This window comes from Pseudoduganella plicata (genome assembly GCF_004421005.1).
Lineage (GTDB): Bacteria > Pseudomonadota > Gammaproteobacteria > Burkholderiales > Burkholderiaceae_D > Rugamonas > Rugamonas plicata.
The window spans coordinates 3953625-3972659 of record NZ_CP038026.1 but is presented as its reverse complement, the minus strand read 5'-3'; the positions used below and the strand labels follow the sequence as shown (position 1 = coordinate 3972659).

At 66.5% G+C, this 19035-nt stretch carries 18 protein-coding genes; 6 read left to right on the top strand and 12 right to left on the bottom strand.

Features of this window, described 5'->3' with window-relative positions; genetic code table 11:
* Position 1 precedes the first annotated feature (1 nt).
* Positions 2-3508, bottom strand: coding sequence for a response regulator (locus E1742_RS17385; RefSeq protein ID WP_134386229.1), 3507 nt, complete (start codon positions 3506-3508; stop codon positions 2-4).
* A 118-nt stretch (positions 3509-3626) separates the two neighbouring features.
* On the opposite strand from E1742_RS17385, the gene E1742_RS17380 reads away from it, so the two are divergent.
* Positions 3627-4031, top strand: a complete 405-nt coding sequence (locus E1742_RS17380; RefSeq protein WP_134386228.1) for a hypothetical protein — start codon at positions 3627-3629, stop codon at positions 4029-4031.
* Between the two features lie 114 nt (positions 4032-4145).
* Here the strand turns inward: E1742_RS17380 and folE are convergent, their stop codons facing one another.
* Both folE and nudC read right to left on the bottom strand, forming a co-directional pair.
* A complete protein-coding gene (gene folE, locus E1742_RS17375) occupies positions 4146-4709 on the bottom strand; it encodes a GTP cyclohydrolase I FolE (protein WP_134386227.1) in 564 nt (187 codons plus the stop codon).
* 105 nt (positions 4710-4814) lie between these two features.
* Positions 4815-5633: an NAD(+) diphosphatase gene (gene nudC / locus E1742_RS17370; protein ID WP_134386226.1), complete on the bottom strand. Its 819-nt coding sequence runs from the start codon at positions 5631-5633 to the stop codon at positions 4815-4817.
* A gap of 133 nt (positions 5634-5766) precedes the next feature.
* Between nudC and E1742_RS17365 the strand changes: the two genes are divergently transcribed.
* Positions 5767-8289 carry an O-linked N-acetylglucosamine transferase, SPINDLY family protein gene (locus E1742_RS17365; protein ID WP_134386225.1) on the top strand — a complete coding sequence of 841 codons (2523 nt, stop codon included), beginning with the start codon at positions 5767-5769 and terminating at the stop codon, positions 8287-8289.
* Here E1742_RS17365 and E1742_RS17360 read toward each other — a convergent pair.
* From E1742_RS17360 to E1742_RS17350, 3 genes are all read right to left on the bottom strand, one after another.
* Entirely contained in the window at positions 8280-9386 is a 1107-nt protein-coding gene (locus tag E1742_RS17360; protein ID WP_134386224.1) for a hypothetical protein, read from the bottom strand. The genes E1742_RS17365 and E1742_RS17360 overlap by 10 nt on opposite strands.
* A 48-nt stretch (positions 9387-9434) precedes the next feature.
* Positions 9435-9872 carry a hypothetical protein gene (locus E1742_RS17355; RefSeq protein ID WP_134386223.1) on the bottom strand — a complete coding sequence of 146 codons (438 nt, stop codon included), beginning with the start codon at positions 9870-9872 and terminating at the stop codon, positions 9435-9437.
* A 139-nt stretch (positions 9873-10011) separates the two neighbouring features.
* On the bottom strand, positions 10012-10446 hold the full coding sequence (locus tag E1742_RS17350; protein ID WP_206076688.1) for a DoxX family protein: 435 nt from the start codon (positions 10444-10446) through the stop codon (positions 10012-10014).
* Between the two features lie 131 nt (positions 10447-10577).
* On the opposite strand from E1742_RS17350, the gene E1742_RS17345 reads away from it, so the two are divergent.
* A complete protein-coding gene (locus tag E1742_RS17345) occupies positions 10578-11471 on the top strand; it encodes a LysR family transcriptional regulator (RefSeq protein WP_134386221.1) in 894 nt (297 codons plus the stop codon).
* A 17-nt stretch (positions 11472-11488) separates the two neighbouring features.
* Here the strand turns inward: E1742_RS17345 and E1742_RS17340 are convergent, their stop codons facing one another.
* Both E1742_RS17340 and E1742_RS17335 read right to left on the bottom strand, forming a co-directional pair.
* Positions 11489-12028 carry a Cif family virulence factor gene (locus E1742_RS17340; protein WP_134386220.1) on the bottom strand — a complete coding sequence of 180 codons (540 nt, stop codon included), beginning with the start codon at positions 12026-12028 and terminating at the stop codon, positions 11489-11491.
* Between the two features lie 172 nt (positions 12029-12200).
* On the bottom strand, positions 12201-13166 hold the full coding sequence (locus E1742_RS17335) for a quinone oxidoreductase family protein (protein ID WP_134386219.1): 966 nt from the start codon (positions 13164-13166) through the stop codon (positions 12201-12203).
* A gap of 128 nt (positions 13167-13294) precedes the next feature.
* Here E1742_RS17335 and E1742_RS17330 point away from each other — a divergent pair, with 128 nt between their 5' ends.
* Both E1742_RS17330 and E1742_RS17325 read left to right on the top strand, forming a co-directional pair.
* Complete coding sequence (locus E1742_RS17330; RefSeq protein WP_134386218.1) at positions 13295-14230, top strand: LysR family transcriptional regulator; 936 nt, start codon at positions 13295-13297, stop codon at positions 14228-14230.
* 112 nt (positions 14231-14342) lie between these two features.
* The gene (locus E1742_RS17325) at positions 14343-15194 is read left to right on the top strand and encodes a pirin family protein (RefSeq protein WP_134386217.1); all 852 of its coding nucleotides are present in this window, start codon (positions 14343-14345) and stop codon (positions 15192-15194) included.
* A gap of 7 nt (positions 15195-15201) precedes the next feature.
* On the opposite strand, the gene E1742_RS17320 is transcribed toward E1742_RS17325, so the two are convergent.
* A complete protein-coding gene (locus tag E1742_RS17320) occupies positions 15202-16110 on the bottom strand; it encodes a helix-turn-helix domain-containing protein (RefSeq protein WP_134386216.1) in 909 nt (302 codons plus the stop codon).
* A gap of 119 nt (positions 16111-16229) precedes the next feature.
* Between E1742_RS17320 and E1742_RS17315 the strand changes: the two genes are divergently transcribed.
* Positions 16230-16784 (top strand): flavin reductase family protein, encoded by a 555-nt coding sequence (locus tag E1742_RS17315; protein WP_134386215.1) that lies wholly within the window; start codon positions 16230-16232, stop codon positions 16782-16784.
* A gap of 2 nt (positions 16785-16786) precedes the next feature.
* Here the strand turns inward: E1742_RS17315 and E1742_RS17310 are convergent, their stop codons facing one another.
* The 3 genes from E1742_RS17310 to E1742_RS17300 all read right to left on the bottom strand — a co-directional run bounded on the left by E1742_RS17310 (position 16787) and on the right by E1742_RS17300 (position 18953).
* The gene (locus E1742_RS17310) at positions 16787-17056 is read right to left on the bottom strand and encodes an Atu4866 domain-containing protein (RefSeq protein ID WP_134386214.1); all 270 of its coding nucleotides are present in this window, start codon (positions 17054-17056) and stop codon (positions 16787-16789) included.
* 115 nt (positions 17057-17171) lie between these two features.
* On the bottom strand, positions 17172-18062 hold the full coding sequence (locus E1742_RS17305; protein WP_134386213.1) for an AraC family transcriptional regulator: 891 nt from the start codon (positions 18060-18062) through the stop codon (positions 17172-17174).
* A 144-nt stretch (positions 18063-18206) separates the two neighbouring features.
* Entirely contained in the window at positions 18207-18953 is a 747-nt protein-coding gene (locus E1742_RS17300) for an SDR family oxidoreductase (protein WP_134386212.1), read from the bottom strand.
* Positions 18954-19035: the final 82 nt, after the last annotated feature.

Sequence of the window (19035 nt, the reverse complement as noted above, 5' to 3'; positions counted from 1 at the left end):
GTCAGATCCGATCCAGTGCTGGCATCCAAACGCGCAGCAGCGAGTACAGGCGCGACAAGTCGATCGGCTTGGCGAGATAGTCGTTCGCGCCGGCGGCCAGGCATTGCTCCTGGTCGTCCTTCATGGCCTTGGCCGTGATGGCGATGATCGGCAGGCGTGCGAAGCGGTTGTCGGCGCGGATGCGGCGCGTGGCCTCCAGGCCGTCCATGCCCGGCATCATGACGTCCATCAGCACCAGGTCGATGTCCGGCACCGCGTCCAGCTTCTCCAATGCTTCGAACCCATTCCGGCCGATCTCGACGATGGCGCCCTTCTGCTCCAGCGCGGACGTCAGCGCGAAGATGTTGCGCACGTCGTCGTCCACCAGCAGAATGCGGCGGCCTTCGAACACGCGGTCGCGCGAGCGCACCGTTTTCAGCATCGTCTGGCGTTCGCTGGTCATCTCCGATTCGACCTTGTGCAGGAACAGCGTCACTTCGTCCAGCAGGCGTTCCGGAGAACGGGCGCCCTTGATGATGATGGAGCGCGAATACTTGTGCAGATCCGCTTCCTCGGCGCGCGTCAGATTGCGGCCCGTGTAGACGATCACCGGCGGGAACGACGCGATTTCCTCGTGCGCCATGCGCTGCAGCAGCTCGTTGCCCTGCATGTCCGGCAGCTTCAGGTCGATGATCATGCAGTCGAAGATCGTCGTGCGCAGCAGCGCCAGCGCCTTTTCGCCCGATTCGACGGCTTCGATTTCGATGTCCTCATCGGAAATCAGCTGGACCACGCTGTCGCGCTGGCGCGCGTCGTCCTCCACCAGCAGGATGCGCTTGATCTTCTGCGTGAATTTCTGCTCGAGGCGGGCAAACACCTCCAGCAGCGCCTCGCGGTTGGTCGGCTTCAGCGCGAAGCCCACGGCGCCCATGTGCAACGCCGCTTCCTCGGCATCGGATGCCGACACCACGTGCACGGGGATGTGACGGGTGCGCGGATTGTCCTTCAACAGCTGCAGCACGGACAGGCCGGAGCGGTCGGGCAGGCGGATGTCCAGCAGGATGGCGCTGGGCTGGTACTGCTCGGCCATCTGCAGGCCCTCGTCGGCGGCGAACGCCACCAGGCAGCGATAGTCCATCTCGTGCGCCAGGTCGTACAGGATGCGGGCAAACGCCGGCTCGTCCTCGATCACCAGCACCGTACGGTTCGGCGGCGGCGCCTTGTCGCGGTCGTCGTCGAAGGCGCGGGGTACGGCGGCGGGGGCGGGACCGGACACCGGCGGCACCGGCGGGAGCGGCGAGCGCTCCGCCTGCGCGGGCTGGCGCGGCGCCGCGGCGGCAGGCTGCGGGACCGGCGGCGGCAGCTGCACGTCGGCCTTGCCCGGCGCCGACCATTGCAGCGGCAGCGTCAGCGTAAAGGTGCTGCCCTTGCCTTCCTCGCTGACGAGGGTGATGGCGCCGCCCAGGAGCGTGGCCAGATCGCGCGAAATCGACAGCCCCAGGCCCGTGCCGCCGTATTTGCGGCTGGTGGTGCCGTCGGCCTGCTGGAAGGCGCCAAACACGGTCTCGTGCTGGTCGGCGCGGATGCCGATGCCGGAATCCTGCACGGCAAAGCTGACATACCCGTTCGCCTGCGGCGCCACGCGCAGCACGATGCGCCCTTCGTCCGTAAACTTGACGGCATTGGACAGCAGGTTTTTCAGGATCTGTTCAAGGCGCTGGCAGTCGGTGTACACCGTGTCGGGCAGACCCGGCTCGGTCTCGACGATGAAGGACAGGCCCTTCTGCTGGGCCAGCGGCTCGAACGTGCGCTGCATGCCCTGCACGACCTGCTGCAGGCGCAACTCTTCCGGATTCAGTTCCAGCTTGCCCGCTTCGACTTTCGAGATGTCGAGGATGTCGTTGATCAGGTTCAGCAGGTCATTGCCGGCCGAGTAGATCGTCTGGGCGAAGCGCACCTGCTCTTCGTTCAGGTTGCCCTGCGGGTTATCGGACAGCAGTTTCGCCAGGATCAGCGAGCTGTTCAGCGGTGTGCGCAGCTCGTGCGACATATTGGCCAGGAACTGCGATTTATACTGGCTGGCGCGCTCCAGGTCGCGGGCGCGCTCTTCCAGCTGCAGCTGCACGTCGTTCAGCGCCGTGTTGCGCTGGTCCAGCACGACGGCCTGTTCGGCCAGCTGTTCGTTGGTCTGCTCCAGTTCCGCCTTCTGGTTTTCCAGCGTGGCCTGCGATTCCTCCAGCACGCGCGACTGCTCTTCCAGCTCTTCGTTGGCCGTGCGCAGCTCCTCCTGCTGCACCTGCAGTTCCTCGTTCAGCTGCTGGGTTTCCTGCAGCACTTCATGCAGGCGCTGGCGCGACAGCGTCGCTTCGATCGCCGTACCGATGTTGCTGCTGACCAGCTTGAGGAACTCGATCTCGCGTTCGCCGACGGGCGCGAGGAAGCCCAGCTCGACGACGCCGTTGACCTCGCCGTCGCTTTCCACCGGCGCCACCAGGATGTGGGTCGGCGAGCCGCTGCCCAGCGCCGACGTCAGCTTCAGGTAGTAATTCGGCAGGTGCTCCAGGTGGATGATGCGGCGGTCGTCGGCCGCCTGCCCGACGATGCCTTCACCCGGCAGCACTTCCCTGCCATGTTCCTCGTCGCTGGCGGCAAAGCCGTAGCCGGCCGTGCGGTGCAGCACGCCGTCCGGACCACGCACGTACAGCGCGCCGACCGCCACGTCCAGGTAGCGCGCCAGGAAGCTCAGCAGCGCGGCGGACATCGCCGGCAGCGAGCGCTGGCCGATACCCTGCTCGGCCAGCTTGCTCTGGCCCGAGCGCAGCCAGGCCTGGCGCTCCACCCGTTCGGACTGGATGCGCTGTTCCGCCAGCGCGTTGCCGTACACGTCCGACAGACGGGTCAGCTCGCGCCGGCCCCACCAGGCCAGGAAGCCGCTGATCAGCAGGCTGACCGTCAGGTAACCGCCTACCGTGAGCCACGTGACGGAACGGGCATTGTCCGAGCGCTCCTGCCGCAGCTGGTCTTCCTCGGCCACGAAGGCCAGGAACAGGTTGCGCAGCTCGTCGAATTCGACCTTGGCGCGCTGGGACTTGATCATGCCCAGGTAATCCCCGCCCGTGGTGCGGGCACGCACCATGTCCTGCGCTACCTTGTCCCATTGCAACTGCTGGGCGCGGATGATACGCAGCCGGTCGACCTGGCGCGGATTATCCTTGACCAGCTCGGCCAGCGTGTTCAGGCCCGTCTCAACCTTTGGCTTGGCCAGGCGGTACGGCGCGAGGAACTGTTCGTCCCCCGTCAGCAGATAACCGCGCACGCCCGTTTCCATGTCCACGGCCAGCTTGCGTAACTCCTGCGCATTGCCGATGACCCGTTCGGAGTGCTCCACCCACGTCAGCGCGTTGAGCAGGTAGGCAAGAATGCCCACGAACACCCCGGCGCTGACGATGCCGGCTGCCAGCGGCAGCGTGATGTTGCGGTACAGAATACGGCGGAAACTCTGGTCGTCGGTACGGGATTGGCCGGGCATGTTATTGATTGGACAAGCGGATTGAAACTATAAGTTTATCTTAAATGCAATGGATACCGTGGCCTATCGTGCGCAGCCGCTATAATCGGCGCTAATGTCAACCAGGCTTTACTTTCCCATGCGCACCATTGCCACCCCTCTCGCACTGTTGCTTCTAGCCGGCTGCTACAACGATTCCGCCACGTACTACGCGGACAGCACGCAGGAGCACCGCCTCACCGTGCGCCGGCAGCAGGATTATTTCTGGAGCGAGGATGGACGTTTTACGCTGATGGCCGCGCGCATGCCCGATTGCCAGCGCACCATCCCGCTGGGAGAGCTGCCGCTGGAGGACACCAATCTGGAATTGTTCAGCGAAGGCAACAACCGCTGGAGCTTGCGTTCAGGCAAACAAGTCTGGCACGTGGACACGCAGAACTGCGCGCTGCTGGGCGTCGAGGGAGACGCCACGGGTCAAAAACTGGGCGACTTCAAGGCCGAGATCGACCAGTTCCGCTTCACCGAAGCGCCCGAAGCCCAGTAACGGCCGAGCCCGCTGACAACATCGGGGTCAGGCACGAATGTTGTCAGCACGCGCGCGTGACAACATCTGTGCCTGACCCCGATGTTGTCACAGCCTCTGCTGTGATGACCGCGATCAGTCGCGCGCGAGGGCGAGGAACTCCGTGCGCAGCCCCAGGTTCGGCTGCAGCTCGCCCAGCATCGACGAGGTGATCGTCTCTTCGCCCGGCGTGCGGATGCCGCGGCTTTCCATGCACATGTGGCGGCACTTGATGACCACGCCCACGGCTTTCGGTTCCAGCACTTCCATCAGCGTATTGGCGATCTGCACCGTCAGGCGCTCCTGCACCTGCAGCCGCTTGGCAAAGCAGTCAACCAGACGGGTCAGCTTCGACAGGCCGACGATCTTGCCGTTCGGCAGATAGCCCACGGTCGCCTTGCCGAAGAACGGCGCCAGGTGATGCTCGCAATGGCTGTAGACGGGAATGTTGCGCACGACGATCAGTTCGTTATATTCCTCCGCACCGTCCTCGAACGCCTTCAGCAGTGCGACAGGGTCCTGGTCGTAGCCGGACGTCCAGTGCTTCCAGGCCTTGGCCACGCGGTGCGGCGTTTCCGCCAGCCCAGGCCGGTCCGGGTCCTCGCCCAGCGTGGTCAGGAGGCGACGCCAGTCGTGCTCGGAAAATGCTTCTTTAGACATGATTGAGACTGCCAATTTAAAAGAGTATCCGCCAGTATACAGAAAGTTCGATAAAGTTGCCCTGCCTTACCTGCGGCGCGGAAACACATTGGCGGGTCGCGATGCTCAGCGCCCTGGGCGGTTGGCGGCTAACAATGCGCTGGCAATCGAGATGGTGTGCGGCGTTTGCGGCCATTCGTCGTCCGGTCCGAACCAGCGGGCCTCCTCGATTTCGGCCGCATCGACCCGGATCGTGCCGTCGAGATACTCGGCCGTGTAGGCGATCATCAGCGAATTCGGGAAGGGCCACGCCTGGCTGCTGAAATATTGCAGACGGTGCACGCGCAGGCCCACTTCCTCGTACACCTCGCGGTGCACCGCCTCCTCGACCGATTCGCCCGCTTCGACAAAGCCCGCCAGCGCCGTGAACAGTCCGGCCGGCGAGCGGGTGTGCTTGGCCAGCAGTACCCGCTCGCCATCGCGGATCAGCACCATCATCGCCGGGCAGATCTGCGGGTACGCCGTGTGACCGCAGGCACCGCATTTGTAGGCACGCTCCCCGCCCAGGCGCCCCATCGGCGTCGCGCAGACGCCGCAATAGCGATGCGTGCGTGCCCAGTCGGCGATCTGGCTGGCGCGTCCGGCCAGGCCAATAAACTCGTCATCGACGCTGCCGAAGAGCGAGCGCAGACTGTGCCACGCATAGCCCGCAGGGGCGAAGTCGGTGTTGTCGGTCCACGCACTCTGGCAATAGCGGCCCTGCCACAGCCCCACCGCATGCAGCCGCTCCGGCGGCAGCGCCAGATCGGACGGCGGAACTTCCGGCACCGACAGGTCATCGCTGCGCAGCAGGATCTGACTCTTGTGGAAGATGAACGTCAGCCGATGCTCGACGTGTTCTGGCGGGTCGATCAGGGCGGTGAAGGCGGCAGGTGTCTTGAGCATGGGCGGCAACGAAAATGGCGGCCCCGCCATCTTAACCGTATCCGTGGTGCCCGTGCCGGGCGCCACGCGCAACGGAGTATGATTACTCTACACGACAACACTGCAGCATTCTCTCGAGAGACGGCCCCCCAGGATGAGTGACAACGCCAACCCGACGTCCCCTTCCGATGCTCTGTTCATGCAGGCCGAACGCGGCGTCCTGCCGCTGGTGGAGCTGTTCAACGCCGCCCAGGCGCTGATCGACGACGGGGCGCCGCAGGCGGCCGTGCGGCTGTACGAACAATGGCTGGCGCATGCGCACTCGCCGCTGGCGTATGCGGTCTGGTTCAACCTGGCCATCTGCCACAGCGGCATCGGCGACGACAGGCGCGCGGAAGGCGACTACCTGAAAGCCATCGCGCTCAATCCCGGCTACATCGAAGCACGCCTGCACCTGGGCGCGCTGTACGAACGGCAAGGCCGTGCGGACGACGCGCTGGCGACCTGGCAGGCCATCCTGACAAACGTGCCGGACCTGCCGGCCAACGAGACGCTGCACGTGCAGACGCTCAATTTCATCGCCCGCCTGCTGGAACACGGCAAGCGTCTGCCAGAGGCGGCGGCGGTGCTGACACAAAGCCTGCAACACAAATCCGACCAGCCGGCCGTCACGGCGCACTGGGTCCACCTGCGCCAGAAGCTGTGCCGCTGGCCCGTCTGGCAGGCATTCGACGCGGTGACGGTCGAGCAGCAGAAGCGCCATACGTCGGCCCTGACGATGCTGGGCGCATCGAACGATCCGGCCGAACTGCTGGCCGCCGCGCAGCGCTTTGCAGCGGCCAAGGTGCCATCGGACCTGCCGCCGCTGTGCGACCCGGCCGGCTACCCGCACCGGCGCATCCGCATCGGCTACCTGTCGTCGGATCTGTGCACGCATGCCGTGTCGATGCTGACCGCCGAACTGTACGAACTGCACGACCGCTCGCGCATGGAGGTCTACGCCTTCAGCTGGAGCCGCGAGGACGAATCGCCGCTGCGCGCCCGCGTCGTCGGCGCCATGGACCACTACGTGCGCATCGACCGCATGACGGATGAAGCGGCGGCGCGCACGATCCGCGGCCACGAGATCGATGTCCTGGTGGACCTGCACGGCCTGACGCAGGGGGCGCGGCCCGGCATCCTGGCCTGGCGGCCCGCGCCAGTGCAGGTGGCGTGGCTCGGCTTCCCGGGCCCGACGGCGGTCCCGGGGATCGATTACGTGATCGCCGATGCGTTCGTGCTGCCGCCCGGGCTGGAGCCGCATTTCACGGAGCGGCCGCTGCGCATGCCGCACACGTTCCAGATCAACGACCGCCGGCGCATCAGCGGCGCGCCCACCGACCGGGCCGCGCAAGGGCTGCCGGCCGAGGGGTTCGTCTTCTGCTCCTTCAACAGCACGGCGAAGATCACGCCGGACATGTTCGCGGCGTGGATGCGTATCCTGCGCCGCGTGCCGGGCAGCGTGCTGTGGCTCCTCGCGGAGGAAGACGAGACGCGCGACAACCTGGCGCGCGCAGCCGCAGCGCAAGGTGTCGAGGGCAACCGGCTGGTGTTCGCGGCCCGCGTCCCGCCACCGGACTACCTGGCGCGCCTGCCGCTGGCCGACCTGTTCCTGGACACGGCGCCATACAACGCCGGCACGACGGCCAGCGACGCCTTGTGGGCGGGCTTGCCTCTGCTGACGTGCGCAGGCCGCACGTTTTGCGGGCGCATGGCGGGCAGCCTGCTGCATGCGGCCGGCCTGCCGGAACTCGTCACGCACGCGCTGTCGGACTACGAGGAACTGGCGGTGGCGCTGGCGACCGACCGCGCGCGCCTGGCTGCGTTGCGCCGGCGCCTGGCGGAAAACCGCAACAGCAGCCCGCTGTTCGACACACCGCGCTTCGTACGCGATTACGAGGATCTGCTGGCAAGCGTTGTCCGGCGCCCCGCTGGCGTGCCGCTGCGCGAGGAACCGGCGCCCGTGGACGCGGTGCCGTACCCGCCCCCGGCGCATTCGAGCGCCCGGCAGGAGGACATGCTGGCGCTGCTGCGCCCCGGTCTGCATACCGTGGTGGAAGTGGGCGGTGCCACCCTGGCCCAGGCCTGGCGCGCACGCCAGCCAAACTCCCACTTTGTCGGCATCGGCAGCACGGCGCCGGCGCAGGACTGGAGCACGCGTTTCGTCGTCGCCGACCCGGAAGCACTGGACGCCGACGCATGGCGCCAGCTGGCGCCGGCGCAGTGCTGGCTGTTCCCGGAAACGCTGGAACGCCTGCGCGACCCGTGGACGTTCCTGCAAACGATACGGCGCGAGGCACTGGGGAAGGTCGAACTGGTCGCCTGTGTCAACAACGGCCAGAACTGGCTGGTGCAATCCCTGCTCGCATCGGGCAACCTGCATTATCAGGAAGACGGCGTGCCGGACCGCCGTTCACTGCATCTGTTCACGCGCGCGTCGCTCGAAGCCCTGCTGCGCGACTGCGGTTTTCATCTGGTCGATATCCGCGCCGTGCAGGCGCACCAGCCCGATACCGCCATGGTGGCGGCGCTGCGGCAGCTGGCGCTGGCGGCGGGGGCCGATGCAGAGATGGCGGAGCGCGATGCCTTGCCGACGCAGTACCTGCTGCGGGCGGTGGCGGGGGCCGGTCAGGCCTGACGGTCTTTCTTCCTGTAGTGCCCATGCAGCGCGAACGGCAGCGCGATGAAGATTGCCAGCCAGGGGAAATCGGGAATCACGTGGGCGATGGCGACCACGAACAACGTGAACACCGCGATGGCGATGGCAAAAGCAATCCGGTCGGTCCACTTGCCGGGCGTCGACGCTTTGTCCACCGCCTGGGACAGCGGTGGCGTGACGGCGTTCACGTCTGCCGCGTCATGCGAATGCGGCCCTGGCGGCGGCGGCTGGTGTCGCATGAATGGCGTGTCGCGGCTGTTTGCACCGGCACCGGCGCAGTCGTTCGCGCCGCGAATCAGCACTTCGTTCATCCAGCTGTCCAGGCGCCCGGCCCAATGCGTCAGTTCGGCGGCGGCCTGATCGTCCAGATGCTGGAACACGTTGCCCTCGTTTTTCGGATGGGTGTCGTTGGCGAATTTGCCCTGCTCCCGATCCAGCGCCGCCGCCAGCCGGTGCGCCGGCCATGCGTGCGATGGCGGCAGCAGCGGAAGTACCGTCCGCGTTGAATGGTCGAATTGGGGCAGGATAAATGGCGCGGCAGGACCAAGGCCCGACGGGAGCTTGATGTCGAGATCCGCGCCGATTGTCGCCGCCAGCGCTTTCCAGTCCGTCGCGGGGACCTCGAACCTGCCGGGAAGTTTCTCGCCGCCCCAATACGTGTCGATGGCTGAAGCGTGGCCAGTCGCGTTGAAGTAGTGCCAGTAATCCGGACCTTCCTTAAAGGTCGGGTTGGCCCGCCAGGCCGCTTCCTCCGCACCAACCGTCCAGATCTGGTAGCCATCCGCGTAATGCACCACCACGGCATAAGCGCGGCGGCGCTCGTCCCTCGGCACGGTCGCCGCGAATTCGTCTGCCCCATGCAGCGACAGCCGCACGGCGCCGGCGCCCTTCAGTATGCTCAACCACAACGTAAAATCGTCGGCCAGCAAGGCGTTGTCGGCGGACGCGCGAAACACGAACCGCGCGTTGTGGAAGACCGCGTGGGGATACCAGTCTTCCAGCGTGTTCTGGCTACGCAGGAACAGCGAGCCATAGCTTACCAGCGCTACCTGGCGATGTATCGATTCAGCACGCAAATCCGGATCCTGTCATCCATTGGCCGGCACGGGACAGCGCGGCAAAACTCATTGCGCGGGTGCCCAGTCTACGACTTTCTGCCCGCCTTGCACGATCTGCCCCAGCCCATCGGCCAGCCGGGTGAGCGCGGCGCTGCTGACGGGTGCGCGCAGCGATGGCGGCTCGTAGCCTGGCTCACCCGTGGGGTAGGCAACCGTAAACACGAACTCGAGGCCACCGCTGCCGCCTTGCGCGAGGTTTAAGCCTACGCGTGCCTGGTCCTGCCCATACGAGCCTACCGGCGCGGGCGCCATCATAGCCGCAGCCTGGATCAGGTTGTCGCGTGACTGCATAAACTGCTGCGTCAGCACCATGACGCTGCCTGTCAGCGGGTCGCCGGCGGCATCGACTCCCGTGAACAGGACATCGAGCTGCCCTTCGTTCAGCGGTTGCGCGTTGATCTGCAACGACACCAGCGTGCGTTGTCCTGCGGCTTGCTCGGTCATGATGGGCTCCTTCGGTTGGTAGTTAGCACAATGCTACCGCATTTCGCCGGGGCGCTGCTTCCCTGCCGACGCACGACAAAAACCGCCGGGGGCCATCAGCGTTTCCACGCTGATGGCCCCCGGCGGCTTCACTCCCCGATTACGCTGCGCGCTGCACGCGCTGGGCGGTACGGACCGTGCGATTGTCGATGCTGAAGGCACCGGCACCGAACGCCACCACCTGCAGCAGGCCGCCAGCCATGGCGAAGTTCTTCAGCAGGTGGATGAACTGGTTCTGGTCGCCGATCGCGCCGTGGAACGCAATCGCCGTCACGACCGAGAACGCCGCCAGCACCGCCGCCACGAGACGGGTTTTGTAGCCCAGCGCCAGCAGCACGCCGCCGCCCAGTTCGACGATGACGGCGATCGCCAGCCCCAGCGTGGCGAACGGCAGGCCCATGGCCTGGATATAGCCGATGGTCGCGGCGGGCGCGGCGATCTTGCCGATGCCGCTGATGACAAAGATGGCAGCCAGCAGGATGCGGCCGATGGCAGGGATGGCGGTGGTGTTGGCGGTGTTGGTGGTCGTGTTCATGATCGTTTCCTTTTTCATCGTTTGGGTGGGCCGCCGTTTGTTTTGTCAGCGGGTATGGATGTATCTTAGGCGTCGACGATCCATCTGTGAATCCAATATAATTAGATGACAAATATCGAAAGGATAGATGGATGCTCGAAGCGCTCACCCTGGATCAGTTACGGACCTTTATCGCGGCCGCCGAAGAAGGCAGCTTTTCGGCGGCAGGGCGGCGCCTGCGGCGCGCGCAGTCCGTGGTCAGCCACACGCTGGCCAACCTGGAGCTGCAGGTGGGGCTGACGCTGTTCGACCGCAGCGCGCGCTACCCTCGCCTGACCGAGGCCGGCGCAGCACTGCTGGAAGGCGCGCGCGGCGCGGTGGCTGGCATGGACGCGTTCAAGGCGCGGGCGCGCACGCTGTCGGAAGGGCTTGAGCCGGAACTGGCGGTGGCGGTGGACGTCATGTTCCCGATCGCCACGCTGACGGCGGCCGTGCAGGCATTCCAGCAGCGTTATCCCGCCACGCCGCTGCGCCTGTTCGTCGAGGCGCTGGGCGCCGTCGTGCAGCCGCTGCTGGCCGGGCAGTGCCGCATCGCCGTCATCGGCTCGCTGCCGGACGTGCCGCAGGATTGCGTATCGGACTACCTGCTCGACGTGCCGGCTGTCGCCGTGGCCGCGCCCTGCCATCCGCTTGCGCTGCACCAGGGCGTGATCCTGCGCTCGGTCGCCGCAACGCACGTGCAGCTGGTGCTGACGGATCGCTCGCCGCTAACCACCGGCAGGGATTTCGGTGTCGTGTCGCAGGGCGTGTGGCGCCTGGCGGACCTGGGCGCCAAGCACGCCTTTCTCAAGGCGGGCCTGGGCTGGGGCACGATGCCGCTGCATATGGTGGAGAACGACCTGCGCGAAGGGACGCTGGTCAAGCTGACGCTGGAAACCAGCCCCGTGATGGGACAGGGCTTTTCCATGCATGCGATCCATCGGAAGGACATGCCGCCGGGACCGGCGGGCCGCTGGTTTGTCGAACAGCTGAAGGGCAGCCGGTAGTTCGCTGCCCCCGGAGCTCAGCGTGCGTTGCGGTACACGGCCGCATCGGCCGGCCGCGCCGAGTTATGCTCGCGGAAGATCTTCCAGCCGTCAACGCCGCAGCGCCACAGGATCGACGTGCGCGACACCAGGTACATGGGCGCGCCCTCGTTCGGTGTGACCTCGAATGCGAACTCCATTACCGAGTGGCTGTAGCGCGGCCCCGCCGCGACGACGGTCGGCTGTTCGGTGATCTTGTGATGGACACTGCGGAATCTGGGCACGAGACCGTACCAGACCTTGCCATAGTCGTCGGCCGTCGTGCGCACCTTCAGCTCGGGGTCGAAATCGTCGAACAGGCTCAGGTCCGTGCGGGTGAAATCGTAGTAGCGCCCGAGGTCCTTGCGGAAGTTGAATGGCGGGTCACCCGCATTGCGCTCCCAGCCCGTCATGAGCCAGTCGCGATGCAGTTCGGCGACACCGTTCCTGCCAATGGCGGGGCAGCTGTCTGGTACCGGGGCGGCAAGAGAGACGGAGCAGAGCAGCAGTGCGGCCAGCGAAATCGCGCGTTTATCCATGATGTATCTCCTTGTGTGGTCGTGGATGCGAGTTGGAGGAGAACCTCCGCCATGACGACAAGGATAGGACCGCGGCCGCGCCAGCCGATAGCAGGATCCTGCCGCATTCTTGCCTGAAAGTCGGCAGCAATGCGGCAGGATGCGGCGCAACTGTGCTATCGGGCGAAAGCGCTTACGGCACCAGGATGGCCGCGCCGGTCAGGCGGCGGGCCGCCATGTCCTCGTGCGCCTGCGCCGCGTCGCGCAGGGCGTAGCGCGTTGGGCGCTCGTTGCCGAAGATCCCGTCGCGCATCGCGGCAAACAGCGTCGCGCTGGCGCGTTCCAGCTCGGCGCGCTCGCCCACGTACTGGCCCGTGCTGGGCTGCACGTAGCGGATGCCGCGCGCCGCCAGCGCGGCCTTGTCCACGGCGGGGCTGCCCGACGCGTTGCCCACATGGATAAGGTGCCCGCCATCGCGCAAGGCCAGCACCGACTGGGCGAAGGTGGCTTTGCCTACCAGCTCGTACACCACGTCCACGCCGCCACCGGCTATCGCCCGTGCCTTGGCCGCCAGCTCGGGATCGTCCGAGCGCAGCACATGGGCAATGCCCCAGGAGGTCAGTTGCGCGGCCTTCTCGTCCGAGCCGGCCGTCGCAATGACGGTGGCGCCCAGCGCCGCGGCCCAGCGCGCGACCATCGAGCCGACACCGCCCGCGGCGCCATGGACCAGTACCGTTTCGCCGGGCTGCAAGCGGTGGGCGCCGAACAGCATCATCCACGCGGTCAGTCCTTTCGTGAAGGTCGCGGCGGCCGTTTCGGCGTCCATCCCGGCCGGCAGGCGAACAAGGTGCCGGGCGTCGATCAGGCGCTCGTCCGCATACGCACCGGGTGCGAAGAAGTACACCGTGCGGTCGCCCACCTGCACATGGTCGACACCCGCGCCGACCGCGACGACGACACCGGCGCCTTCCACGCCCATTGCCAGCGGCAGCGGTGCCGGGAAGGCGCCGGAGCGGAACAGCGTGTCGACGAAGTTGACGCCGATCGCTTCGTGGCGCAGGCGGACCTGGCCTGGGCCGGGCTGCCCGACGTCGGCGACGGTTTCCAGTTGCATGACCGATGGCGTGCCGGTGGCGTGGATGCGGATCTGCTGGTTCATGACGATTTCCTTTCGTTGGTTGGATGGGTCCATCTTAGATTGGTCGCAGCTGGGGATAAACGGGCAAAACTGCCCTGCACAATTCCCACGCGCGTGATAATCTGGCGTTTTCATGGACACAGCACCCGATGGACTATCTGACCGCCGTTCGCACCTTCGCCCGCGTCGTGGAAACGGGCAGCTTCGCCCGGGCTGCCGACTCGCTCCAACTGCCGCGCAATTCCGTCACGAAGCTGGTGCAGTCGCTCGAAGCCCACCTGCGCATCAAGCTGCTCAACCGCACCACGCGCCGCGTATCCGTCACCACCGACGGGCAGGCCTACTACGAACGCATGGCGCGGCTGCTGGAGGAATGGGACGAGATCGAGGACGAACTGGCGCGGGCGCGCAGCCATCCGCGCGGCCGGCTGCGGGTCGACATGGGCACCACCATCGCATCGCTGCTGCTGATTCCGACGCTGGCGCAATTCCACGCCCGCTATCCGGACGTGCAGCTCGACATCGGCGCCAGCGACCGCCCCGTGGACATGATCGGCGAACGGGTCGACTGCGTCATCCGCGCCGGGACGATCTCGGATCCATCGCTGATCGCACGCCAGCTGGGCACCCTGCCGCAGCTCACGTGCGCCACGCCGGGCTACCTGGAAACGCACGGCGTGCCGCAGCATCCCGCCGACCTGGAACACGGCCACCAGCTGGTGCGCTACCAGTATGCGGGCTCGACCCGGCAGCTGCCGATCGTGCTGACGCATGGCGGCGAAACCGTCACCGTCCGCGGCAACCACTTCGTCACCGTCAACGACAGCGGGGCGATGCTGGCCGCCACCTTGTCAGGGCTGGGCATCATGCACGGTCCCGCGTTCGTCGCCGGCCGCCATATCGACAGCGGCGCCCTGGTGCAGGTCCTGGCGCCGTGGCAGGCGCCGGGCATTCCGCTGTCCATCGTCTACCCGGCCAACCGGCACCTGAGCGCGCGCGTACGCGTGTTCGTCGACTGGATGATGGAATTGTTCCGTAACAGCCCGTATACGCTGCCACCGGGGCCTCGGCAGTCATCCATCTGAATTGCAGATGGATGACATCGAAACAGATAGGCTATTCCGATCCATCGAGGCTTCCTAAGATGGCTGTTCCGAACAACGCCGGCGTTCTGCCGGCATTCATCAAGGATCAGCCATGTACACCGATATCGCAATCCGTCCCTCCGTTTCGTCGTCCACCGCTCGCGGGATCGTCTTTCGCACCAAGGGGCGCGTCCACGGCGGCGTGACCCGTCTCGTCAGCCCCGGTGACGCGGGCGCACTGCTCAAGCCGTTCGTGTTCCTCGACCTCTTCAACCTCACCGACAGCGGCCACAAGATGGGCATGCATCCCCATTCCGGCATCGCCACCGTGACCGTCATCCTCGACGGCCAACTGGACTACCGCGAAACCACGGGCAATGGCGGCGTGCTGCCCACCGGGGGCGTCGAGTGGATGAGCGCCGGCGGCGGCGTCTGGCATGAGGGCGGACCGGTGCCCGGCGGCGCCGTGCGCGGCTTTCAGTTGTGGCTCGCGCTGCCGCCGGAAGACGAAAACGCGCCGTCACACAGCATTTATGTCGCGCCGGACGAGGTACGTGAATCCGGTCCCGCGCGCGTCATCATCGGCAGCCATGACGGTGCCCGCAGTGCGATCCAGACGCGCGCGCCGCTCACCTACCTGCACGTACGCCTGAAGGACGGTGAGCGCTGGCGCTACACGCCGCCAGCGGGTCACGACGTGGCATGGGTCGCCGTGGCGGACGGCTCCCTTGAAACGGCGGGGACGCGGCTGTCGCGCGAAGTGGCGATCTTTGCAGACGGCGCCAGCCCGCTCGACTTCGTTGCCCGTGGCGACACCCAGTTCGTGCTGGGCTCCGCGGCGCGCCACGAGTACCCGCTGGTAACGGGCCATTACTCGGTCCACACCAGTGCGGCAGCACTGGAACGGGGCGAGCGCGAAATCGCCCGCCTGGGCCGGCAGCTGCGCGCGGACGGCGTGCTGTAGGGCCGCCTTACTCGTCGCCGCCCGCGCGGTACACGCTGGGCGGCATGCCCGTCACCTGCCGGAATACCTGCGAGAAGTGGCTGGCGCTGTCGTAGCCGACCGCCAGGCCGATATCGATCACTGCGCGGTCGGTCTCGCACAGCAGGCGCCGGGCCTCCTCGACGCGCAGCCGCACGAAATAGCGCGAGGGCGCCATGCCGGTGGCCTGCTTGAAGACGCGGCTGAAGTGGAACACGCTCAGGTCCGCCATGTCGGCATACCGGGCCAGGTCGAACGGTTGATCCAGCGCCGCTCGCATGGCGCCGAGGATGCGATGCAGCTTGTACGCGGGCAGCCCGCCGCGTGCCGGCCTGCGCGCCGGTGCGGTGCTGCGGTAATGCTGCACCAGGTGAGCCGTCAGCGCCTGGCCGATCCCGCGCACGAAGCTGTCGGCCGGCTCCGGCATGCGCCGCAAGGCGCCATGCAGTGCCTGCAGCAACGCGCACAACACGTCGTCACGCTCGCCGGACACCTCGCGCAGCACGACTTGCGCCGGTTGCAGTCCCGCCACTTCACGCGCGGTACGCGCCAGCAGCGGCAGGCCGATATACAGGTGCATGACGCGAAACGGCGCGGCCGACGTGCTGCGCCAGCGCATCTCGGTCGGCAGTGGCGACGTGGTGAGATAAAAGTCGCCCGCCGTTACGGGAACCGACAGCCATTCTCCGCCCGGCGGACGTTCGTCCACGACGGCCGAGCCGCCGGCGATCCACACCAGCATCGGCTCCGGCACCGCGGGCACGAGGATCTCGTGCTGCACGGGGCTGCGCGTCGCGATCTCGACATAGATATCGTCTGCGGCGGACGTGCGGCGCTCGCCTAGCAGCTCCCCGGGAATATGGTCCTTCATGGCTTCCGCCGACGTCACATCCGTCATTCATCCTCCTTGCAATGGCCGGCACCGCAAGATGCCGACATGGCGCGCAAGCCGGCGACGGCAGCCGAGGCCCGCCTGCGCGACGATAGGGTCCTGTCTTCCACTTTGAAAGGACCGCCATGTTCAGGGAACTGCACCCCTCCAAAACCTACCGGCTGCTCGAATCGGGACCGGTCGTGCTGGTCGCGACGGGCACGCCCGAACAGCCCAATGTCATGACGATGGGCTTTCACATGGTGCTGCAACACTCGCCGGCGCTGGTCGCCTGCGTGATCGGCCCGTGGGACCACAGCTACCGCGCGCTGCGCGACAGCGGCACTTGCGTGATCGCGCTGCCCACCGTCGAACTGGCCGAGACGGTAACGAAAATCGGCAACTGCTCCGGCCGCGATATCGACAAGTTCGCGGCGTTCGGCCTGACGGCGCGGCCCGCCCGCACCGTCAGCGCGCCGCTGGTCGGCGAATGCCTTGCCAACCTGGAATGCCGCATTGCCGACATGTCGCTGGTCGAACGCTACAACCTGTTCGTCCTTGAAGTCACCCATATCCATGTGGACGCCGACAAGGCGGAACGCCGCCTGATCCACCACGCCGGCGACGGCCGCTTCATCGTCGATGGCGATACCGTCGACATGGGCGGCTACATGACGAAGTGGCGCCACCTGATGGACTGACGTCAGCCTTCGCGGTACAGGACCATGCCGGCGTGATACAGCACGCCATCGCGGAAGTCGCCATCGGCGGTAAAACCGGTATCGTCCTGGTACTCGATATGGTCGCCCTCCAGCCAGTAGCGGCCGCGGTAGGCGCTGTGGCGCTTGCCGCGCGCTTCGTCGTAGCGCCCATCCGCCCGCAACTCGTGGCGGATGAACCCATCTGCGGTCACCCACATGCCCACATACGAGTGGGCTGCCTGCGTCTTCTTCTCCGTAACCTGCGTGGTCATCGCCTGCTCCTTTCACGGTGATTGTCATCCCCTTGCGAGGTCGGGATGAGTCTACCGTTGCGGGGCGGCGGGCGATTGGCGCATCGTCCGATGCAATTGCCTGATCCTCCGGACTTCAGGCAAACGTCGGCATGCCACGGATCTTCTCGATATCGCGCTTCGGTGGCAGGCCAAACCGGCGCGCGTATTCGCGCGAAAACTGCGACGGACTCTCGTAGCCGACCCGAAAACCGGCGGTGGCCGCATCGACCGCCTGCGCCAGCATCAGCCGGCGCGCTTCCTGCAGGCGAATCTGCTTCTGGTACTGCAAGGGGCTCATCGACGTCACCGTGCGGAAGTGCTCGTGGAAGGTCGATGTGCTCATGTTGACCAGCGCCGCCATCTCTTCGATCCGCACCACGCTCGCGTAATTCGTCTTGATCCACGCAATCGCCCGGTTGATGCGCGACAGCTTGCTGTCGGCAAAGGCGATCTGGCGCAGCCGGTCCGACTGTTCCCCCATCAAGAGGCGATACAGGATCTCGCGTTCGGCCAGCGGCGTCAGGAAGCGGCGGTCGCCTTCCGGCACGTCGAGCAGCGATGCCAGGCGCACCACGGCGTCGATCAGCTCCGGCGCGGCCGTGCTGACGGCCACGCCGCTGTGCACGACGTCCGTGGCGGCGCCGGCAAGCGCTGCGTCCTGGATCACTGACGCGATCGTGGCGGGATCCAGGTCCAGACGCAGGCACAGGTACGGCGCCAGCGCCGACGCTTCCAGGATCTGTCCCGTGATCGGCACCTCCGCGCTGACGATCAGGAACTGCGGCGGCGCGTACAGATAGGCATCGTCTCCCAGCATGGTCTGCTTGCGGCCCTGCGCAACGAAGCACACCGCGGGCTGGTGGACGACGGGAATCGGCTCGGTGGGCCGGGTGGAGCGCAGCAGGTGCACGCGCGGCAGCACGGTCGCTTCGACGCCGTCGCGCGTGGCATGGCGGCTGAGAATGGCGGCTAGTTTCTCGATCATCGATGGCCTCGGCTCTGGGGCAGGGGGCCGGCGGATGGCCGGCGGCGGACACTCGTCAGCGCGATTTTATCCTGAAACGGCCCCTCGACGGCCCATGCAAGAAAGGCCGCGCAATGGCGGCCTTTGCTCGCTCGGGCGAGTGCGTTACCAGGGCTGCTCGGTCGGCATGACAAACACCTCGGCCAGGTCCACGTGCGCCGGGGCCTGCAGCGCATACACGACGGCGTCGCCGATATCCTGCGCCTTCAGGAACGTCATCTGCTCCTTCAGCCCTTCCATCTGCTCGCGGTAGCCGGCGTCGGAGACGTGTTCGAACAGTTCGCTCTCGACGGCGCCCGGCTGCAGGCAGGTCACGCGAATGCCGTACTGCTTGCCCACTTCCATGCGCAGCGTGTCCGAGAACGCCGCCACCGCGTGCTTGGTGGCGCAGTAGACGCCCAGGCCCGCGAACGTCTTGCGGCCGGCAATGGACGACGTGGTGACGATGTGACCCGACTTCTGCTCCTGCAGCAGCGGCAGCGTGGCGGCCACCGTGTTCAGGACGCCCTTGACGTTGACGTCGACCATGCGGTGCCATTCGTCGACCTTCAGGCTGGCGATATCGGAGGCCGGCATCAGGCCCGCGTTGGCGAAGACGATATCGATCCTGCCATAGCGGTCCGCCAGCGCGGCCACGCCGCGCCGCACGGCGTCCAGGTCCGTCACGTCCATCGGGATCGCCATCGCATCGCCGCCGGCGGCCCGGATCTCGTCGACCAGCGCATCGAGGCGATCCACGCGGCGCGCCGCCAGGCCCACCTTGACGCCCGCTTCGGCCAGTTTTTTTGCCGTCGCCGCGCCGATACCGCTCGACGCACCCGTGACCAATGCCACTTTGCCTTTGAGTTCCATGATGATCTCCTTTCAGTTCAGTTTGAAGGGCTTCCATCGGCGATGGAGCATGGATCACATGGTGCCGCGCGCCTCCGGAGCT

Bases quoted from the DNA above. Each gene is read 5' to 3' on its own strand.
- E1742_RS17350 (WP_206076688.1), bottom strand. From the start codon at position 10,446: ATGAACACGACCACCAACACCGCCAACACCACCGCCATCCCTGCCATC.
- E1742_RS17300 (WP_134386212.1), bottom strand. From the start codon at position 18,953: ATGGAACTCAAAGGCAAAGTGGCATTGGTCACGGGTGCGTCGAGCGGT.
- E1742_RS17345 (WP_134386221.1), top strand. From the start codon at position 10,578: ATGCTCGAAGCGCTCACCCTGGATCAGTTACGGACCTTTATCGCGGCC.
- E1742_RS17325 (WP_134386217.1), top strand. From the start codon at position 14,343: ATGTACACCGATATCGCAATCCGTCCCTCCGTTTCGTCGTCCACCGCT.
- E1742_RS17335 (WP_134386219.1), bottom strand. From the start codon at position 13,166: ATGAACCAGCAGATCCGCATCCACGCCACCGGCACGCCATCGGTCATG.
- E1742_RS17385 (WP_134386229.1), bottom strand. From the start codon at position 3,508: ATGCCCGGCCAATCCCGTACCGACGACCAGAGTTTCCGCCGTATTCTG.
- E1742_RS17315 (WP_134386215.1), top strand. From the start codon at position 16,230: ATGTTCAGGGAACTGCACCCCTCCAAAACCTACCGGCTGCTCGAATCG.
- E1742_RS17355 (WP_134386223.1), bottom strand. From the start codon at position 9,872: ATGACCGAGCAAGCCGCAGGACAACGCACGCTGGTGTCGTTGCAGATC.
- E1742_RS17340 (WP_134386220.1), bottom strand. From the start codon at position 12,028: ATGGATAAACGCGCGATTTCGCTGGCCGCACTGCTGCTCTGCTCCGTC.
- E1742_RS17330 (WP_134386218.1), top strand. From the start codon at position 13,295: ATGGACTATCTGACCGCCGTTCGCACCTTCGCCCGCGTCGTGGAAACG.
- E1742_RS17305 (WP_134386213.1), bottom strand. From the start codon at position 18,062: ATGATCGAGAAACTAGCCGCCATTCTCAGCCGCCATGCCACGCGCGAC.
- nudC (WP_134386226.1), bottom strand. From the start codon at position 5,633: ATGCTCAAGACACCTGCCGCCTTCACCGCCCTGATCGACCCGCCAGAA.
- E1742_RS17320 (WP_134386216.1), bottom strand. From the start codon at position 16,110: ATGACGGATGTGACGTCGGCGGAAGCCATGAAGGACCATATTCCCGGG.
- folE (WP_134386227.1), bottom strand. From the start codon at position 4,709: ATGTCTAAAGAAGCATTTTCCGAGCACGACTGGCGTCGCCTCCTGACC.
- E1742_RS17380 (WP_134386228.1), top strand. From the start codon at position 3,627: ATGCGCACCATTGCCACCCCTCTCGCACTGTTGCTTCTAGCCGGCTGC.
- E1742_RS17365 (WP_134386225.1), top strand. From the start codon at position 5,767: ATGAGTGACAACGCCAACCCGACGTCCCCTTCCGATGCTCTGTTCATG.
- E1742_RS17310 (WP_134386214.1), bottom strand. From the start codon at position 17,056: ATGACCACGCAGGTTACGGAGAAGAAGACGCAGGCAGCCCACTCGTAT.